15 protein-coding genes are annotated in these 16,356 nt (G+C 52.9%); 4 read left to right on the top strand and 11 right to left on the bottom strand.

Annotation, left to right across the window (positions count from 1 at the left end):
- Nucleotides 1–77: 77 nt before the first annotated feature.
- The 4 genes from GS535_RS03225 to GS535_RS03210 all read right to left on the bottom strand — a co-directional run bounded on the left by GS535_RS03225 (nucleotide 78) and on the right by GS535_RS03210 (nucleotide 4,490).
- Nucleotides 78–500: a DUF1489 family protein gene (locus GS535_RS03225; protein ID WP_160793044.1), complete on the bottom strand. Its 423-nt coding sequence runs from the start codon at nucleotides 498–500 to the stop codon at nucleotides 78–80.
- A 12-nt stretch (nucleotides 501–512) separates the two neighbouring features.
- Entirely contained in the window at nucleotides 513–1,673 is a 1,161-nt protein-coding gene (gene hemW / locus GS535_RS03220; protein WP_160793045.1) for a radical SAM family heme chaperone HemW, read from the bottom strand.
- A 6-nt stretch (nucleotides 1,674–1,679) separates the two neighbouring features.
- The gene (locus GS535_RS03215; RefSeq protein WP_160793046.1) at nucleotides 1,680–3,653 is read right to left on the bottom strand and encodes a potassium transporter Kup; all 1,974 of its coding nucleotides are present in this window, start codon (nucleotides 3,651–3,653) and stop codon (nucleotides 1,680–1,682) included.
- Nucleotides 3,654–3,794: 141 nt separating this feature from the next.
- Nucleotides 3,795–4,490 (bottom strand): YggS family pyridoxal phosphate-dependent enzyme, encoded by a 696-nt coding sequence (locus tag GS535_RS03210; protein ID WP_160793047.1) that lies wholly within the window; start codon nucleotides 4,488–4,490, stop codon nucleotides 3,795–3,797.
- Between the two features lie 54 nt (nucleotides 4,491–4,544).
- Between GS535_RS03210 and GS535_RS03205 the strand changes: the two genes are divergently transcribed.
- The gene (locus GS535_RS03205; RefSeq protein WP_160793048.1) at nucleotides 4,545–5,867 is read left to right on the top strand and encodes an RsmB/NOP family class I SAM-dependent RNA methyltransferase; all 1,323 of its coding nucleotides are present in this window, start codon (nucleotides 4,545–4,547) and stop codon (nucleotides 5,865–5,867) included.
- A 46-nt stretch (nucleotides 5,868–5,913) separates the two neighbouring features.
- On the opposite strand, the gene GS535_RS03200 is transcribed toward GS535_RS03205, so the two are convergent.
- On the bottom strand, nucleotides 5,914–6,951 hold the full coding sequence (locus GS535_RS03200) for a cysteine synthase A (RefSeq protein WP_160793049.1): 1,038 nt from the start codon (nucleotides 6,949–6,951) through the stop codon (nucleotides 5,914–5,916).
- A 64-nt stretch (nucleotides 6,952–7,015) separates the two neighbouring features.
- On the opposite strand from GS535_RS03200, the gene GS535_RS03195 reads away from it, so the two are divergent.
- Nucleotides 7,016–7,402, top strand: coding sequence for a rhodanese-like domain-containing protein (locus tag GS535_RS03195; protein ID WP_237442185.1), 387 nt, complete (start codon nucleotides 7,016–7,018; stop codon nucleotides 7,400–7,402).
- Between the two features lie 2 nt (nucleotides 7,403–7,404).
- On the opposite strand, the gene GS535_RS03190 is transcribed toward GS535_RS03195, so the two are convergent.
- Together GS535_RS03190 and GS535_RS03185 are read right to left on the bottom strand one after the other, a co-directional pair.
- Nucleotides 7,405–8,316, bottom strand: a complete 912-nt coding sequence (locus tag GS535_RS03190; protein ID WP_202401690.1) for a DUF2272 domain-containing protein — start codon at nucleotides 8,314–8,316, stop codon at nucleotides 7,405–7,407.
- A gap of 169 nt (nucleotides 8,317–8,485) precedes the next feature.
- Nucleotides 8,486–9,469, bottom strand: a complete 984-nt coding sequence (locus GS535_RS03185) for an aldo/keto reductase (protein ID WP_160793052.1) — start codon at nucleotides 9,467–9,469, stop codon at nucleotides 8,486–8,488.
- A gap of 163 nt (nucleotides 9,470–9,632) precedes the next feature.
- Between GS535_RS03185 and GS535_RS03180 the strand changes: the two genes are divergently transcribed.
- Together GS535_RS03180 and GS535_RS03175 are read left to right on the top strand one after the other, a co-directional pair.
- The gene (locus GS535_RS03180) at nucleotides 9,633–10,637 is read left to right on the top strand and encodes a GTP-binding protein (protein WP_160793053.1); all 1,005 of its coding nucleotides are present in this window, start codon (nucleotides 9,633–9,635) and stop codon (nucleotides 10,635–10,637) included.
- An 11-nt stretch (nucleotides 10,638–10,648) separates the two neighbouring features.
- Entirely contained in the window at nucleotides 10,649–11,698 is a 1,050-nt protein-coding gene (locus tag GS535_RS03175) for a WD40 repeat domain-containing protein (protein ID WP_160793054.1), read from the top strand.
- A 59-nt stretch (nucleotides 11,699–11,757) separates the two neighbouring features.
- Here GS535_RS03175 and GS535_RS03170 read toward each other — a convergent pair whose 3' ends face one another.
- The 4 genes from GS535_RS03170 to GS535_RS03155 form a co-directional block, all read right to left on the bottom strand.
- Nucleotides 11,758–12,672 carry an SPFH domain-containing protein gene (locus GS535_RS03170; protein ID WP_160793055.1) on the bottom strand — a complete coding sequence of 305 codons (915 nt, stop codon included), beginning with the start codon at nucleotides 12,670–12,672 and terminating at the stop codon, nucleotides 11,758–11,760.
- Between the two features lie 22 nt (nucleotides 12,673–12,694).
- Complete coding sequence (locus GS535_RS03165; RefSeq protein WP_202401696.1) at nucleotides 12,695–14,056, bottom strand: chloride channel protein; 1,362 nt, start codon at nucleotides 14,054–14,056, stop codon at nucleotides 12,695–12,697.
- 200 nt (nucleotides 14,057–14,256) lie between these two features.
- Nucleotides 14,257–15,195, bottom strand: a complete 939-nt coding sequence (locus tag GS535_RS03160; RefSeq protein ID WP_160793056.1) for a cation diffusion facilitator family transporter — start codon at nucleotides 15,193–15,195, stop codon at nucleotides 14,257–14,259.
- 7 nt (nucleotides 15,196–15,202) lie between these two features.
- Nucleotides 15,203–16,246, bottom strand: a complete 1,044-nt coding sequence (locus GS535_RS03155) for a cation diffusion facilitator family transporter (protein ID WP_160793057.1) — start codon at nucleotides 16,244–16,246, stop codon at nucleotides 15,203–15,205.
- Between the last annotated feature and the right edge of the window lie 110 nt (nucleotides 16,247–16,356).

Genomic DNA, 16,356 nt, shown 5'->3' with positions numbered 1-16,356 from the left:
TCTTGTTATAACAGCCGTAAAAAGGGCCATGATATGGAAACGTGTCATGGCCCTTTTTTCTTGAAGAGTCAAAAATTTTAGAGAAGGCCGAGCTCCGTTAAGCGTGCACGCAAAGTGGGCGGAAGATTCGCTGTGCCATCATTATGCTGCTGGCCGCCTTTAAGGTCTGCTGGGGCATCTTCTGGCTTTAGGTAACGCCATCCTTGAAAAGGGCGCATAGGGCGAGGCTGGACAGCAATAACATCATCAGAAACGAGAATGAGCGTGCCTTGATGGCCGTCTGGGCGTGTGTAGTGGTCAAAGCCAATAACCGGCTGACGGCAGGTAATAAGCCCATTCATGACGCGGTAGATTGACCCCCCATCCAAGATTTCAGTCGCGCGCTTGGGTTTTGTGCGTGTTTGCACATAAACATGACCGTTTATGCGTTCGGTTTTCGTCCATTCTCTGAGGATGTCAGGGGAGGCACACCCAACGGCGAGCTTGATCATATGGAGCATAAGCGAGCCTTTTTAGAGAACTAATCGGGCCAGGAGGGCTTCCAACCGTAAAAGCCCTTCTTCTGTTGCCCGAAGAGAGTGCCGATCATAAAGAAGATACCCTTCTTCAAGACATGCTTGAAGGATCATGGGGTCTAAGCAGCTTTCAAGTGTTTTCCCCGTGCGGAGAAAGAAATGCTCGGCGTTGATACCATCGCGTAAACGCAGCCCCATCAGGAGGGCTTCGCGGCCACGCATATCAGCGGTGAGGGGTTTTTCAGATCGCATCCCATGACCATGCTCTTCTACAAGGCTTGCCCAAGGTTCTGGTGCGCGATGGCAACGTCCTTCATAGAGGGTGTCACCAAAGGTGAGGCGGCTATGAGCACCGGGGCCGATCCCGAGATAATCACCATAGGTCCAGTAGGTGAGGTTATGCCGGCTTTCAGAGCCTCGTTGAGCGTAATTAGAAATTTCGTAGCGCTCTAATCCATAGCGAGCGGCTTCTTCTGCTGTTTGGAGATAGAGCCGTGCCGCGAGTTCATCGTCGGGCAAAGTGATCTCACCACGGCGGAAGAGTGCTTCAAAAGACGTGCCCGGTTCAATCGTGAGCTGATAGAGCGAGAGATGATCGGCAGCGAGGTCAAGGGCTTCTCTGAGCTCTGCGCGCCAATCGTCTAACGTTTGCTGTGGCCGAGCATAAATAAGGTCGAACGAGAGGCGAGGGAAGAGAGAACGGCTCAGCTCCAGGGCGTTTCGTGCTTGATGGCTATTATGTTGCCGGCCTAATTTTTGGAGGGCGTCATCATGGAGGCTTTGAACGCCTAGTGAGAGGCGATTGATGCCAGCCTGTCGGAAAGCAGCAAAACGGGTTGCTTCCACGCTGGTTGGGTTGGCCTCAAGTGTAATTTCGAGGTCATTGACGCAGGAAAAATGGCGGCGGGCATCGTCAATAAGGGCCGATGCCGTCTCAGGTGCCATTAAAGAGGGCGTTCCACCACCAAAGAAGATGGAGCCGAGCTGGCGCCGTTCTTCTTTGTTAAGGCGTTCTGCCTGATAGGCAAGTTCCCGGCGGAGTGCTCGTGCAAAACGTTCTTGCGGGATCGTGTCCCGCACATGCGAGTTAAAATCGCAATAAGGGCATTTTGCTAGGCAGAACGGCCAGTGGATATAAAGAGCGAGAGAGCGAGGCACAGCGTATTAAATCGCCACTCTCACCCCAAACTCCATCACGCGCTCTGGCGGGATACGGAAAAACTCCGAAATGGGGGTTGCATTATTAAGGAGGTACAGGAAGACCCACATCCGCCAAAGCGACATTTTGGGCACTTTAGAGCGGAAGACTAAATCATGAGACGTAAAGTAGGAGGCCTGAATAGGGTCGAAATTGATTTCCTGCAAAGCAGAAAGTGCCAGAGGTAAGTTCGGCATTTCCATAAAACCGTAGCGCACAATAATCCGGTAGATATTGGATGAGAGTTCTTTAACCTCAAGGCGCTTATCAGGGTGCACATCAGGCTGGTCGAGCGTAAGCACGGTAACGAAGAGCACTGTGTTATGCAGCACACGATTATGTCGCAGGTTGTGCAATAGAGCACTGGGGATGATCTCAGGATCAGACGTCAGGAAGACGGCTAAGCCCGGAACACGCGTAATGCGCGATTGTGACAGACGTGCGAGGAATGACGCCACAGGCACGGCATCAGCGCGCTGCCGTCCGCGAATAAGTTGCCGCCCACGTTGCCATGTGGTCATGATTAGCGTACTGGCGCAGGCAATGGTTAATGGCACCCAGCCACCATCGGGGATCTTAAGCACATTGGCGGCAAAGAAAATGCCATCCAAAATAAAGAAGAATCCAAAGACGAGGCCTGTTGACCATGCGCTCCAGTTAAAGACGCGGCGAAACACAACCATTGCTAGCACGCAGGTGCAGAGGAATGTGCCCGTCACAGCGATCCCGTAGGCCGAGGCCAGAGCTGCGGAGGATTGAAAAGACAGCACCAAGATGATGGCGCCGAACGCCAAGATCCAGTTTAGAGAAGGGAGATAAATCTGTGCTTCTTCATGCGCGTTTGTGTGGATAATGCGTGTTCGGGGCAGATAGCCTAGCTGGATGAGCTGACGGCATAGCGAAAAACTGCCTGAAATGCCGGCTTGGCTGGCAATGATCGTTGCCATTGTTGCTAAAATGAGCAGCGGGATTTGGATCCAAGCTGGGCCGAGATGGTAGAAAGGGTTAGCGAGTGTATGAGGATCAACAATGATCTGTGCGGCTTGTCCAAAATAGTTGAGCGATAACGCTGGGAGGACGAGAAAGCACCATGCATAGCGGATTGGTGAACGACCAAAATGCCCCATATCAGCATATAGAGCTTCTGCCCCCGTGACTGACAGCACGACAGACCCGAGTGCTAGAAAGGAGAGGGTGCCATGCGACACAATAAATTGCAGGGCATACCATGGCAAAACAGCCAACAAGATTTTGGGATAGAGTAGAACGCCATGAATTCCCAAAACAGCGATGGTTGTAAACCAGATGAGCATAATTGGGCCAAAAGCGCGGCCAATCTTGCCCGTACCTAACGCCTGTGCGGCAAAAAGGCCGAGAAGGACAACCAGTGCAATGGGAATAATAAAGGGACTGGCGTTAGGAGCGGCAATTTCAATCCCTTCCACAGCGGAGAGGACGGAGACGGCAGGGGTGATAATGCTATCGCCAAAGAAGAGGCAGGCCCCAGCAATACCAACGAGCCCAAAAACCCAGCGGAAATACGATGATTGGCATACCCGCTGAGCGAGGGACATGAGGGCAATAATACCCCCTTCACCATTATGATCAGCTCGCATGATCAACAGGACGTATTTGATCGTGACAATCAGCATGAGAGCCCAGAAAATGAGACTCGCCATGCCAATGACTTCCCATGTTTGGGCGGGGTGCTCAACAGAGCCAACGGTCTTAACCGATGATTGCAGAGCATAAAGGGGGCTGGTGCCGATATCACCATACACCACGCCAAGCACACCCAAGAGTGCCCCCACCCCCTTGGGTCGGCCGCCGTGACGGTCTGTTTCCTCTTGAGGGGGCAGCTCTGTCGGATGGCCTAACGCATCCGGATAGCGAGCATCGGGGGAAGGATCCTTAAGGGACATGCCGTCCTGTTCAGACATAAGGGAGAAAATCCTGTTGACTGATGAAGCCCGACTATAGGGTGTGACGGGCAAGATATCCCCTCAAGGGGGCACTTCAGACACGTTTATTCTGGCTTCATGGCAGTATTTGCTAGGAAAATGCAAGTCTCTTACGGTAATTCACCCAGAATGCGAAAGGCCATGAGGCGGGCGTGTGCCAAAAATAGCACTGCCAATACGCACATAATGGGCTCCAGCAGCGATGGCTTTTTCAAAATCACCGGACATTCCCATAGAAAGAAGGGGTAGTCCGTGGCGCTTCGCAAGCTTTGCGAGAGCGCGGAAATGTGGGGTTGGGTCTTCATTTTGCGGCGGGATAGCCATGAGGCCTTTAACATGGCTATCAAAGCGCGTGAGGCTGTCTTCAATAAAATGGTCGGCTTGGGCGAGGGGTACGCCAAATTTTTGAGGTTCGTTGCCTGTATTGACCTGAATAAGAAGCTTGGGAAGATGTCCTATCTTCTGCGCGGCCTTTTCTAGAGCGGTTGCGAGAGAGGGGCGGTCAAGGCTTTCGATACAATCGGCAATCCGACAAGCGTCAACAGCTTTGTTGGTTTGGAGGCCGCCAATAAGATGGAGGCGCAGGTCAGGCCATTTCTCGCGTAGAGCGGGAAATTTGTCGGCGGCTTCTTGGACGCGATTTTCGCCAAAAATTCGTTGTCCGGCTTCAAGAGCGGTGACTACCGAGTCTTGAGGGTGAAACTTACTCACTGCTACCAAAGAAACGCTGTTTTCTGGGCGGTGAGCGGCTTTTTGGGCATCAATAATGCGTTGTTTAACCGCATGAAGGGCGGAGGAAATGCTCTGTTGGGTCATAACTCTATAGAGAACGTCATTGCGTTCCGCACGACAAGATGCAAATTCAGCTTTATGAGCACATTTTCTTCTTCCCGTTCGGCCTCGCGCCCGCCTCGACCCTCCCGCCGTAAGGGAGGACGCACACCAGCCCCTCGGGCGGCAGACCCTGTCCGCGATCTGGCCTTTGATATTGTATGCGGCGTTGTTGAGCATCGCCGCATGTTGGAGACAACCTTAGAGCGGAGCACGGTGAAAGAAAGTCGTGATCGGGCGGCAGGCCATCGTTTAGCAGCGGCAACATTGCGCCATATGGGGAGTATGAGCGAGCTGCTGGGGCCTCTTTTACGGCGGGAGCCTCCCGCATCTGTGCGCTGTGCGTTATTGATGGGTGTGGCGCAATTATTGCATTTGGAAACCCCTCCACATGCAGCGGTGGGTACGATTGTGGATCTTTTGCATCGTCGTGGATTAGCGCCTTTTGCAGGGCTAGCGAATGCTGTCTTGCGTAAGGTTTCGCGTGAAGGTGAAACGCTGCGTGAAGGGCTGGACGAAGCACGTTTGGATGTGCCCCCTTGGCTTTGGGCGGCGTGGGGACGGCGTGCACGTGCGATCACGCGTGGTTTTTACCGTGAAGCTCCGCTTGATATAACCGTACGTTCTTCTGACAGAATTCCGGAAGGGGGAGATGTTCTGCCAACGGGAACGGTGCGCTTCCCAAGTGGCACACGCATGGTTGAGCTTCCGGGGTTTGAAGACGGTGCGTTTTGGGCACAGGATGCAGCGGCAGCCATGCCTGTGCGGTTGATGGGTGACCTTCACGGGAAGCAGGTTGTTGATGTCTGTGCAGCTCCTGGTGGGAAAACGGCACAGCTTGTGTGTGCTGGCGCACAGGTGACGGCGATTGAGCGTGAGAAAAAGCGTGCACAGCGTTTACAAGAGAATTTGAAACGTCTGTCACTATCGGTTGATATTGTGGTGCAGGATGGTTTGGAGTGGCAACCGAAACAGCCTGTGGATGCTGTGTTGCTCGATGCGCCCTGTTCTGCAACGGGGACACTGCGTCGCCATCCTGATGTGTTGTGGGTGAAACGTCCGCGTGACGTTAAAGCCCTTGCAGAAGGTCAGGATGCGTTCATTAAAGCGGCACATAAGATGCTCAAGCCGGGCGGCACGTTGCTTTATGCGGTGTGTTCTTTGCAAGATGAAGAAGGGCCACAGCGTATCGCGGCCGCCCTTGAGCAGGGGGGGTGGACGCTCTCTCCGTTTACAGAAGAAGAGCTTTCAGCTCTACCACAGGCGCGCACTGAGGAAGGCTATTACCGGACGCACCCCGGCATGTGGTCTGAACGTGGTGGCCTTGATGGTTTCTTTGCCGCCCGTTTGATCAAACAATAACGAGGACTCTGGCTGAGGGGACTTCCCCCTCAGCTATGAGCATGCTTTAGAGCCATGGCGGCGTTGGAAGACCTTTTTCTTTCAGGAACGCTGTGTTGAACAGTTTGGACTGATAGCGAGCCCCGCCATCGCACAGGATGGTCACAATCCGGTGGCCAGGGCCAAGGCGCCGTGCCGTACGCACAGCGGACGCGATGTTAATTCCGCTGGAACCACCAACAGAGAGCCCTTCATGTGCGGTCAGGTTGAAGACATGCTCCAGAGCTTCAGCATCGGGAATGCGCTCAGCATGGTCTGGGGCGCTGCCGTCTAGGTTGGCGGTGACGCGTGATTGACCGATTCCTTCGGTAATGGAGCCACCACTCACGCTGAGATCGTTCTTGGTGACCCAACCATAAAGCCCAGAACCTTCAGGATCCGCGAGCACGATCTCGGGAGCTTTGACGCCGCTTTGGGTTGCTTGATCCCGTAGGCCAAGGGCGATGCCTGCTAACGTGCCGCCTGTTCCGCAAGAGCACGTAAAGGCGTCAATTTTCCCGTCCAGTTGAGACCAGATCTCCGGTGCTGTGCTGTGACGATGCCCTTCGCGATTCGCCGTATTATCGAATTGGTTCGCCCAGAAACCACCCGTTTCTTCCGCAAGACGGCGGGAAACATGCACGTAATTGCCCGGATCACGATAGGGCTTTGCAGGGACGAGGCGAAGATCAGCACCGATCATACGCAGAAAGTCGAGCTTCTCTTTACTTTGCGTCTCCGGCACGACAATCACGGCTTTGCAGCCCATGGCTTGGGCGACAAGAGTGAGGCCAATGCCGGTATTGCCAGCTGTGCCTTCTACAACGGTGCCGCCTTCTTTGAGAAGCCCGCGTTTAAAGGCGTCTTCAATGATGGCGAGTGCGGCGCGGTCTTTGACAGAACCGCCAGGGTTCATAAACTCAGCTTTACCGTAAATGTCGCATCCTGTGGCTTCTGATGCTTCACGGAGGCGGATGAGCGGCGTGTTGCCGATCGCCTCAATCATTGAAGCCGCAGGGCGGCCATGACCTACGGTTGTGAGTGAGTGGGTAGAAAAATCTGTCATCGGTCGTGTTTCCTTGCCACAATGGCCTATCGTTAATAATGAACTCTAACGCATGAAGGTCGTGATGAAAAATATACACGCAAAGAAAGCATGGGAAATCCTGAAAGCTAATCCGAAGGCTGTTCTCGTTGATGTGCGTACACCTCAAGAATGGGCGGCTGTGGGTTTCCCAGATTTGAGCACGTTAGGGCGTGAGGCTGTCGCACTGACATGGTCAGCCGAAGAGCCAGAGGCTTTTCATCAAGCGCTTGAAGAAGCTGTGCCAGATAAGAGTGCTTCTCTCTTTTTCTTATGCCGCTCGGGTGTGCGGTCGCACCATGCGTGTGAGAGTGCTTTTGAAGCTGGGTACCAAAACACAGCGAATATTGCTGATGGCTTTGAAGACCGTCATGGCCCTGGGACAGGGTGGCGGGCGTCTGCTTTGCCTTTTATACTGCGTCCTTTGTCATAACATTACTGCCCGCTATTAGGCTCTTCTGTTGCGTCGTACTGAGGCGCAAGGATGGCACACCACGGATAGCGCGTATCGTAGCTCGCACCGTCTGGTGTGCTGACGCGCCCGTATGCATCGACAGGCACATGGGTCAGCGCGACGCTATCGTCAATATTGCCGCCCACAATGCTGATTTCACGTCCAAAAGGTGGAGCATTTTGTTCCACAGACACCACAATGCCGCAATGGGCTGGAAAGGCATATGAGGTTGGAAGCATTCTATAGGTGATGGAACGGCTTCTCCCTCGGCCAACGCAGAGGAGGTCGCCTATTTGTGGAGCATAGGTGGCGGGGTCTTGTGCCGTCAAATTGGGGTTTTGCCGGCTTGCAGCAGCGTTAATATACGTGGCGTGATTGGGAGAGTAGGTGAAGCGTTCATTCGCACCGGCAACGCGCATGACGTAGGAAATAAAGGCTGCTGACCACGCATAATGGCCATCAATATTGGCTGAAAAGAGCCTGCCGTCACCGTCTGTTCGTCCAGTCCAATGACTTTCTGTTTCATATAGATCTTGGCCGATCCACCAATATTCTCCTACGCGTTGCCAAAGGCCGGGGAGGCGTTCTGGTTTGAGTGCCGGGCTACTTGGATCAGGGCGGTCATGGGGGTCTTCATCAGCAACGGGTGTGCCAAAGAGGCGCCATTCACGTAGGGCGATGGCGGCGACATCTTGGCGGTTAAAGGGCACAAAATTCCGTGTTGCAAAATCAGGTACGCGGTCATTGTACCCCAGAGGGCCAGTCTGGCCATTACTATATTGGGCAAGCGGCGTTTGATGTGGCGCTGTTGAACAGCCAGCTAGGGAAAGGAGGACATAAGTTGTGAGCATTTTACGCTCAAATAGGCGTGATATCGGCACGTTGTCCCTCATTGTCCTAGGCTGTTGCGTTAAAGTAGTCGTCTAACAAGGCCGCCAAAGGGGCTTTTCGTCAAGTGTCTGTTTGAAACCAATAAAAGAGAGAACGTTTCTTTTGTGATAAAATCATAAAAAAGGGGCGACCTAAGCCGCCCCCTTCAGTAGCCGAAGCTCACTTGCGTGCTTAATGGCTCTGTGGTGGTGCCATGAATGTTGGACGGATCGGTGTTGGCACGTGACGAGCCAAAATATCATCCACCGCTTTTTTGTCTTCTTCTGTTAGAGACCAGCCAAAGACATCAGCAATCCCGCTAATTTGTTCAGGCTTACGAGCGCCCCAAAGAGCAATCGTTGGGCCTTGGTCGAGCACCCAGCGGATGGCAAAAACCATCAGAGATTTTCCACGACGGGCGGCCACGTCCTTCAGTTCATCAATCGCAGCAAGATAGGCTGGGAAATGCTCTTTTTGGAACTTAGGATCACTGGCGCGTAGATCCGTATCAGGGAAAGTGGTGTCCGCATTCATTTTCCCTGTCAGCATCCCGCGGCAGAGCGGGCCATAAGCGAGGAGAACTTCATGGTTCTTCTCTGCGTAAGGAAGAATATCGTCCTCAAGAGCGCGCTCAAAGATGTTGTAAGGGTTCTGCGTGCTGGCGAGCGGGGCAACCTCACGGAAAATATCCATTTGCTCAGGAGAGAAGTTACTCACGCCTAATGCACGGATTTTCCCCTCTTGATGGAGTTTTTGAAGCTCACGAGCCGATTCATCAATAGGTGTATTGGCATCGGGCCAATGGATCTGCTCAAGATCAATGGTGTCAACGCGCAAACGGCGCAGGGAGTCTTCAACTTCTTTGCGGATACGTGCTGGGGTAGAATTACGGAAAGGCTTGTCATCTTTCCAATCCAAGCCCAGTTTCGTGGCGATACAGGCTTTATTGGGCTTCTCAGCAAGCGCACGGCCCACGATTTCTTCCGAATGACCAAAACCATAGACGGGGGCAGTATCAATGAGATCTACCCCTTCATCAAGGGCACGATGAATGGTGCGTACACCATTATCATCATCAGGGCCGCCCCACATCCAGCCACCGATGGCCCATGTGCCAAGGGCAACGCGTGAAACAGGTTTTTCAAAACCAGGAATTTGAATGGTGTTCGTGTCCATATATCTTCTCCATAAATGAGAATTTTTCTCTTCCCATATTTGACTCTCTAGCTGGCAGATGCAAGCGAAGCCTTTGTGATTTGGGATGAATACCCTTTATAAGAAGGACATATATTGAGGCGTGGTATGGCCACGTCGTCTGACTGATGCAGGAGTGATGGTAATGACGGCCTCACATGATTCAACGATTCCCGTAACCGTTTTGACCGGTTTTCTGGGTGCGGGAAAGACAACGCTGCTTAATCACATTCTCACGGCCGATCATGGTAAAAAATATGCCGTTGTGGTCAATGAGTTCGGTGAACTTGGGATTGATAATGACCTCGTTGTTGATGCAGATGAAGAAGTGTTTGAGATGAATAATGGCTGTGTGTGCTGCACAGTCCGCGGGGATTTGATCCGTATTCTCACAAGCTTGCTTCGTCGTCGGAAACGCTTTGACGGTATTATTATTGAGACAACAGGCTTAGCAGACCCTGCACCAGTGGCGCAGACGTTCTTTGTGGATGAGAATATCCGCCAGAAAGCGCGGTTGGATGCTGTTATTACCGTTGTAGATGCCGCGAATGTGTTGAACACACTCAAAGAAAGTGCCGAGGCTGTTCAGCAGATCGCCTTTGCTGATGTCATTATCCTTAACAAAGGTGACCTCGTAAATGCGGAGCAGGAAAAAACGATCCGCGACAAGATCCGTTCCATTAATGCGGTTGCGAAGGTTCATAAAACCGAGAAGGGGAATGTCGCGCTCCATGATATTCTCGACCAAGGGGGATTTGACCTTGAGCGTGCGCTGACCACCATGCCGGACTTTCTTGGGGACGATGAAGAAGAGCATGGTCATCATCACCACCATCATCATGAGCATGATCACGGCATTACGAGTGTGTCTTTTTCCCTCAAAGAACCGCTTGATGAAGGGCGTTTCCAAGCGTGGATTGGCGCTATTTTACAAGAACAGGGGCCGGATATCCTCCGTGCGAAAGGGATTTTACAAATTAAAGGGGAAGACAAACGCTTTGCCTTCCAAGCTGTGCATATGATGGCGGATGGAGATTACATTACGCCGTTCAAAGATGGAGAAGAGCGCGTGTCGCGTCTTGTCTTCATTGGTCGTCATTTAAATGGTGATGCGTTACGGCGTGGTTTTGAACGCTGTGTGGCGGTGTGATGATGAGTGGGATGACCAAAAGCCTCCTAGAAACACGCGGTGCAGAACGCTGCTTTGAGGCGCCTATTGTCGGTGTGCAAGTCAGTCGAGATGGTCAGACTCTTGCCGCTCTGACGATAGACGGTGATGCTGTGTTGATGGCTCGTGAGACCATGCGTCAATGTGACGAATGGCGCGTGGTGCCTGTTCATGATGGCGCGCTCAGCTTTGCCCAAGGTTGCGGTGGAGACAGCTTCCTGAGTGGTGGTGAGGATGGGCGTGTGGTCAGTCTTACGGCTGATGGCATGGCCACAGAGCTGCACAAAGGCCGCGGCTGGATTGATTGTCTTGCGAGCACGCCCACGCATTACGCGTTTTCATGCAAAAAGCAGGTGAGCTTGCGTGAGGCGGGGGGGACAGAAGACCTGAAATCGCTTGAGCATCCTTCTGCCATTAGTGGTTTGGTTTTTGATGCTAAGGGGCGGCGTCTAGCGGCATCGCACTATAATGGCGTTTCGCTATGGTTTGTGCAGTCCAAAGATGCGAATGTGCATTCTTTGACATGGAAAGGGAGTCATACCGGGTTGTGTATGCATCCCGGTGGTGAAGCGATTGTGACCAGCATGCAGGAAAATGAGCTGCATGGTTGGCGTCTCTCCGATGGGCATAATATGCGCATGAGCGGCTATCCACGTAAAATTGGTTCAATGGACTTTACCCGGAAAGGGCGTTGGCTGGCGACATCGGGGGCTGATACGGCCGTATTGTGGCCCTTCTTTGGTGGTGGCCCGATGGGCAAAGCCCCGATGGAGCTTGCGCGTCTGCCGGGCTTGTTCACGACAGCGGTCAAAACGCACCCAACCGATGATATTGTCGCGATTGGCTTTGAAGATGGCACTGTTTTGCTGGCAGAAGTTGCTGGTGACGAAGGGCGGATTCTGCCGATGTGTAACGGTCAGCGTAGCGGTGGTGTGAACCGTGGCGCGGTGACATCGCTTACATTTACACCCCAAGGTGGGGCGCTTATTTTCGGGACAGAAGAAGGGTATGTCGGTGTGGTGGACTTGTCCGCTCACGGGTAAGCACGAAAACGCTTTCCCTTGTGTGATGCGAGGGAAAGCGTTTCAAAGAACAGAGCTTTCTATACGGCCTTTTGTTCGCTGCTAAGCTGTGTTGCGAGGGAAGCAAGCGAGCCTGCACTGCCATTGGTTGTCATACCGGTGGGGATGAAAATGATCGTCGATTTCCCATCGGCAGATGCGGTAGAGACCATATCTGCCTCAATGGTTTTATGCATCAACGTCATAATTTCATGAGATGAAGCAGAAGGGAGCCCTTCTTGCATCAGCTCAAAGCTCTCCTTGAAGCCTGTCGCAATAGCGAGGCGTTGTTTGGCGATCCCTTGGCCTTGCAGCTCCTTACTTTCACTTTCTGCTTTGGCGAGCCCAACGCGCCGCAGACGTTCTGCTTCTGCTTCAGCCGCGGCGGCCTTCTGGCGTGACAAAGCGGCGATTTGGTTATTCATGGCCGCCATGACATCGGGTGGCGGCATGGGCTGCTCAATGACCACGTCATCAATCTGCATGCCGGTTTCGAGGGCATTTTTAGCCTGATCACCAATAATACGTTGTGAGATCTGGTCTTTTTGCGCGTAGAGGTCTTGTAAAGTCATGGAGTGAATAATCTGGCGCAGCTCATTTTCTACGCGCCAGATGAGCTGACTGACGGGATCAGCCACCTTGTAGGTATAGGCTAGAATGGCTTCATCGGTTGGTTTGACACTAAAGCGAACCACCCATTGAATAGAGAGAAACGCGTCATCCTGTGTTTTTACTTGGCTGTTGCGTTCAATCTGCGTTTGTTTGAGATCCACGCGGTTTACGACCCGGCGGAAAGGCAGCAAGATGCGTAGCCCCGGGTAGAGAGCCCGTTTAATGGGCACACCAAATTGTTCGGTCACGAGAGCTGTTTGTCCGTGGACGACAAAGATATGCTGCCAAATATAAAGCAAAACGCCAAAGACAATAGCGCAAAGGACAATGAGAAAAGGAACCATAAAGAACCCAGCTTTCAGAAAGTTATTCTGGTTTTTTCTTTTGTTTGTAGTCCTCAAAGTTCTTTTTTTGCAATGTTTGTTCTTGTGCATCCATAAAACGGTCTGCCAAGCGACTGTAAAGCGAGTGAGAGCACACCATGCGGGAAACACCAAAAGCGAGGAAGGATGTGGCCAGCAGGGCGAGTGTGACTTGCTGGTTATCGCACATTTCCATCACAATGACGGTTGCTGTGAGTGGTGATTGTACAACTCCGCAGAAATACGCGACCATCCCGAGTAGAACAACGGCGCCCGGGGCAGTATGAGGCAGGAATTGAGCCACCCAGCCGCCAATAGACGCGCCAATAGACAGGGAGGGGGCAAAAAGTCCACCGGGAATGCCCGAGCAATAAGAAATGATCGTTGCCAGATATTTGTAGATGAAGAATGACGCGGGGTAATGCTCATGCCCTACAATGATGGAGCGTGCTTGTTCATACCCCGTACCATAGGTTGCCCCCCCAGAGATGATCCCAATAATCGCGAGGAGGAGGCCGCAAAGGGCGGCAAAGCTGATAGGGTGTTCACGTGTGAAACGACCGAACGTGCCGGGTAGTCCTTGCGATGCTTTCATGAGGATAGCGGAAAAGAGACCGCCAGTTAGTCCGCCTAAAATACCGCAGGCCAACACAGCGATCCATGCTGTGCCGATGGGAACGTCAACGGTTGTATGGCCAAAATAGGTGTAGTTACCGACGAGGGCGATCGCGGTCACACCAGAGAGCACAACCCCTGTCAGCGTGGTGCCAGAGGTGCGTTGTTCAAAAGAATGAGAGAGTTCCTCAATAGCGAAGACAATTCCTGCGAGTGGGGTATTAAACGCGGCTGAAACCCCGGCCGCTCCACCAGCAAGGATCATCCCACGCCGTGCGGAGATATTGGCATGACCCATTAAGCGGGAGAAGGCGTGCATAATGGCAGCACCTACTTGCACAGTGGGGCCTTCACGCCCGATGGACGCGCCACAGACAAGGCCTAATGTGGTGAGAAGAATTTTCCCAAGAGCTGTGCGCAGGGCTAAAATTCGGTCAACAACACTGAAATTCTCGATATGAAGGGTCGCGATGGCTTGAGGGATACCCGATCCTTGCGCACCTTGGAAGAAAGTGCGTGTTAGCCATGTTGAAAGGGCCAACCCGGCTGGGGCGACAAAGAGCATGACCCAAGGATGCCAGTTCATCAGACGGTGGCAAAGGAGGCTGGCTTGGTTTGCCAGGCCCGCAAAACCGACGGCGACGAGGCCGACAATAATCGCAGCAATCCAGCAGAGCACGGAGCGTCGCCATTGAGTCGTTCGGGTGCGAGCTGAGCGTCGTAAGTGCGTAATACGGTTACGCCGCCGCATAGAGTGACGAGAAGGCGAGGGGGAAGAGGCAGAATCGGCCACGGCTCAGCATATCCAGACGAAAAAGAGCAGTATTTAGCGTGCACAGCACCTCTGCTCGCTCCTGCCAGTTGAAAGGTAGGAGGGTCAAGGGGGCTTGGCGGTATTTATAAGCGTGCGTGCTTTACAGGACACCACAGCCTGTAGGCGGCCGGCTGGGATTAAGAGGAAAGAACGAGAACGCTATTTTGGCCGGGTTCGTGGCGTTTGGACATTTTCTCAGGTTCTACATGAATATGGATAGATGCTTGCCCCAGTTCGTGACGGAAGGCGGCCTCAATACGGTCACAAATATCGTGTGCTTCTGTGATCTGCATATGGTTCGGCACGACGAGGTGAAACTCGACAAAGAAGAGAGAGCCGACTTTGCGCATCCGTAAATCATGCGCTTCAAGCGCGCCCGTGCCTGTTTGCGCGATAAGGAGACGGAGTTTTTCTACTAAGTCCGCAGAAGGTACTTCATCCATCAGGCCAGACATGGAGCGGCGCATCATGCAAAAGCCCGTCCAGAGGACATTAAGGGCGACAAGCGCTGAGAGAAGCGGATCTAGCCCATTCCAATGGATAAACGGGATAAGTGAAACGCCAATAAGCAGGGCCAAGCTTGCCCAAACGTCTGACTGCACATGCTCACCGGCGGAGAGTAGGGCTTGAGAGGTGTGGCGCCGCCCGATTGAGATCATGATTCGGGCCCAGACTAAATTGATCACCCCTGCGAGGGCATTGAGAGCCACTCCGTAAAAGGGTGCATCAATGGGCATCGGGTGGAGCGCGTCATGCAAGGCGATGAGGAGAATACCTAAAGCGGCGAGGACGACGAGAACGCCTTCGATAACAGCCCATAAATATTCTGCTTTTCCATGCCCATATTGATGATTGTCGTCGGCAGGGCGAGCTGCGAAGGAGACTGCCCATAATGTGCCGATGGAGGCGACGACATTCAGGATCGTCTCAATAGCATCAGACAAAAGAGCCCCAGAGCCGGAAACATAATAAGCGCTATATTTGACGGCCAAGACAATGACGCTGACAAAGATCGACAGACGAGCAATGCGTAAGCGGAGGGGAGATGGCGCTGTTGGGGTCAGAGAAGAAGGCATATGTCAGTTACGGATGGGCATGTGTGTGTGGTGCATCTGGCTCAGGAGAAGATGAACAGCTTTCTGTGGCGCATAGTGACGTGTCGGGTAGAGGGTCTATCTGAAGGGTCGGATGCGCAATGGAAAAACGTTCCTGTAATAGCTGTTGTGCTTCTGTCAAGATTTTCTGTGTTGCTTCTGCCCCTTCTGTAAGGGAGTAGGTTGTGGGGAAAGGACTGAGCACAAGATGAACGGTGAGGGCTGTTTCTGTTGTGCTGACAGGCCAAATATGGAGATGGTGGCTATCAGCGACCCCGGGAATATCACGCAGAGCTTGAGAGACTTCGGCAATATCTGTTCCAGCGGGCACACCATCAAGGGCAAGGCCGAGTGATTGGTGCAGAAGAGACCATGTGCTCCAAATGATAATGGCCGATACGGCCAAGCTGATTAATGGATCAATGATCGTATAGCCTGTGAGCATAATGAGCCCCCCGGCAATGACCACACTGAGAGCCATCAGCGCATCGGAAGCCATGTGGAGGAAAGCCCCACGCATGTTTAGGTCATGATGAGCCCCACGCATGAGCAGAAGTGCTGTCCCGCCATTAACGAGGATACCGACGAAGGCCACGATACTGACCGTTTGTCCGTGCACATTTTCAGGATGGAAGAGCAGGAGGATGGCTTCCCATATAATCCCACCCGTAACGAGAAGGAGAATGATGGCGTTGCCGAGCGCGGTTAAAATCGTGGCGCGTTTAAGCCCATAGGTAAATTGCTGAGAGGGGGCACGTTTTGCGAGAGATTGTGCCAACCATGCCGCGCCTAAGCCCAGCACATCGGAAAGATTATGGCCGGCATCTGCAAGGAGCGAGAGGGAGTGCGCCCATAGCCCCCATGTGACTTCCCCGATGATATAGGCGCTATTGAGCACAATGCTTAAGACGAAGATGAGCCCAAAGGAGGCCGGAGCATGGTGGTGATGTCCGCCGCCATGGTGATGGGTGTGGTCGTGATGATGCGCATCAGGGCCATGGGAGTGGGAAGAGGAAGGCTGCTGGCTGGTCATATCCACGCTCTGCTCATCTGAAGACAGTAAGGAAGGCCATTGGGCGGTAGGGGCTCACCCTAATATAAGGATGACCCTCCTAGAGGAGAACAACCATAAAAGAAAATGAT

It is taken from the genome of Saccharibacter sp. EH611 (assembly GCF_009834765.1).
Lineage (GTDB): Bacteria > Pseudomonadota > Alphaproteobacteria > Acetobacterales > Acetobacteraceae > Saccharibacter.
This window is presented reverse-complemented; position numbering and strand designations above follow the sequence as displayed.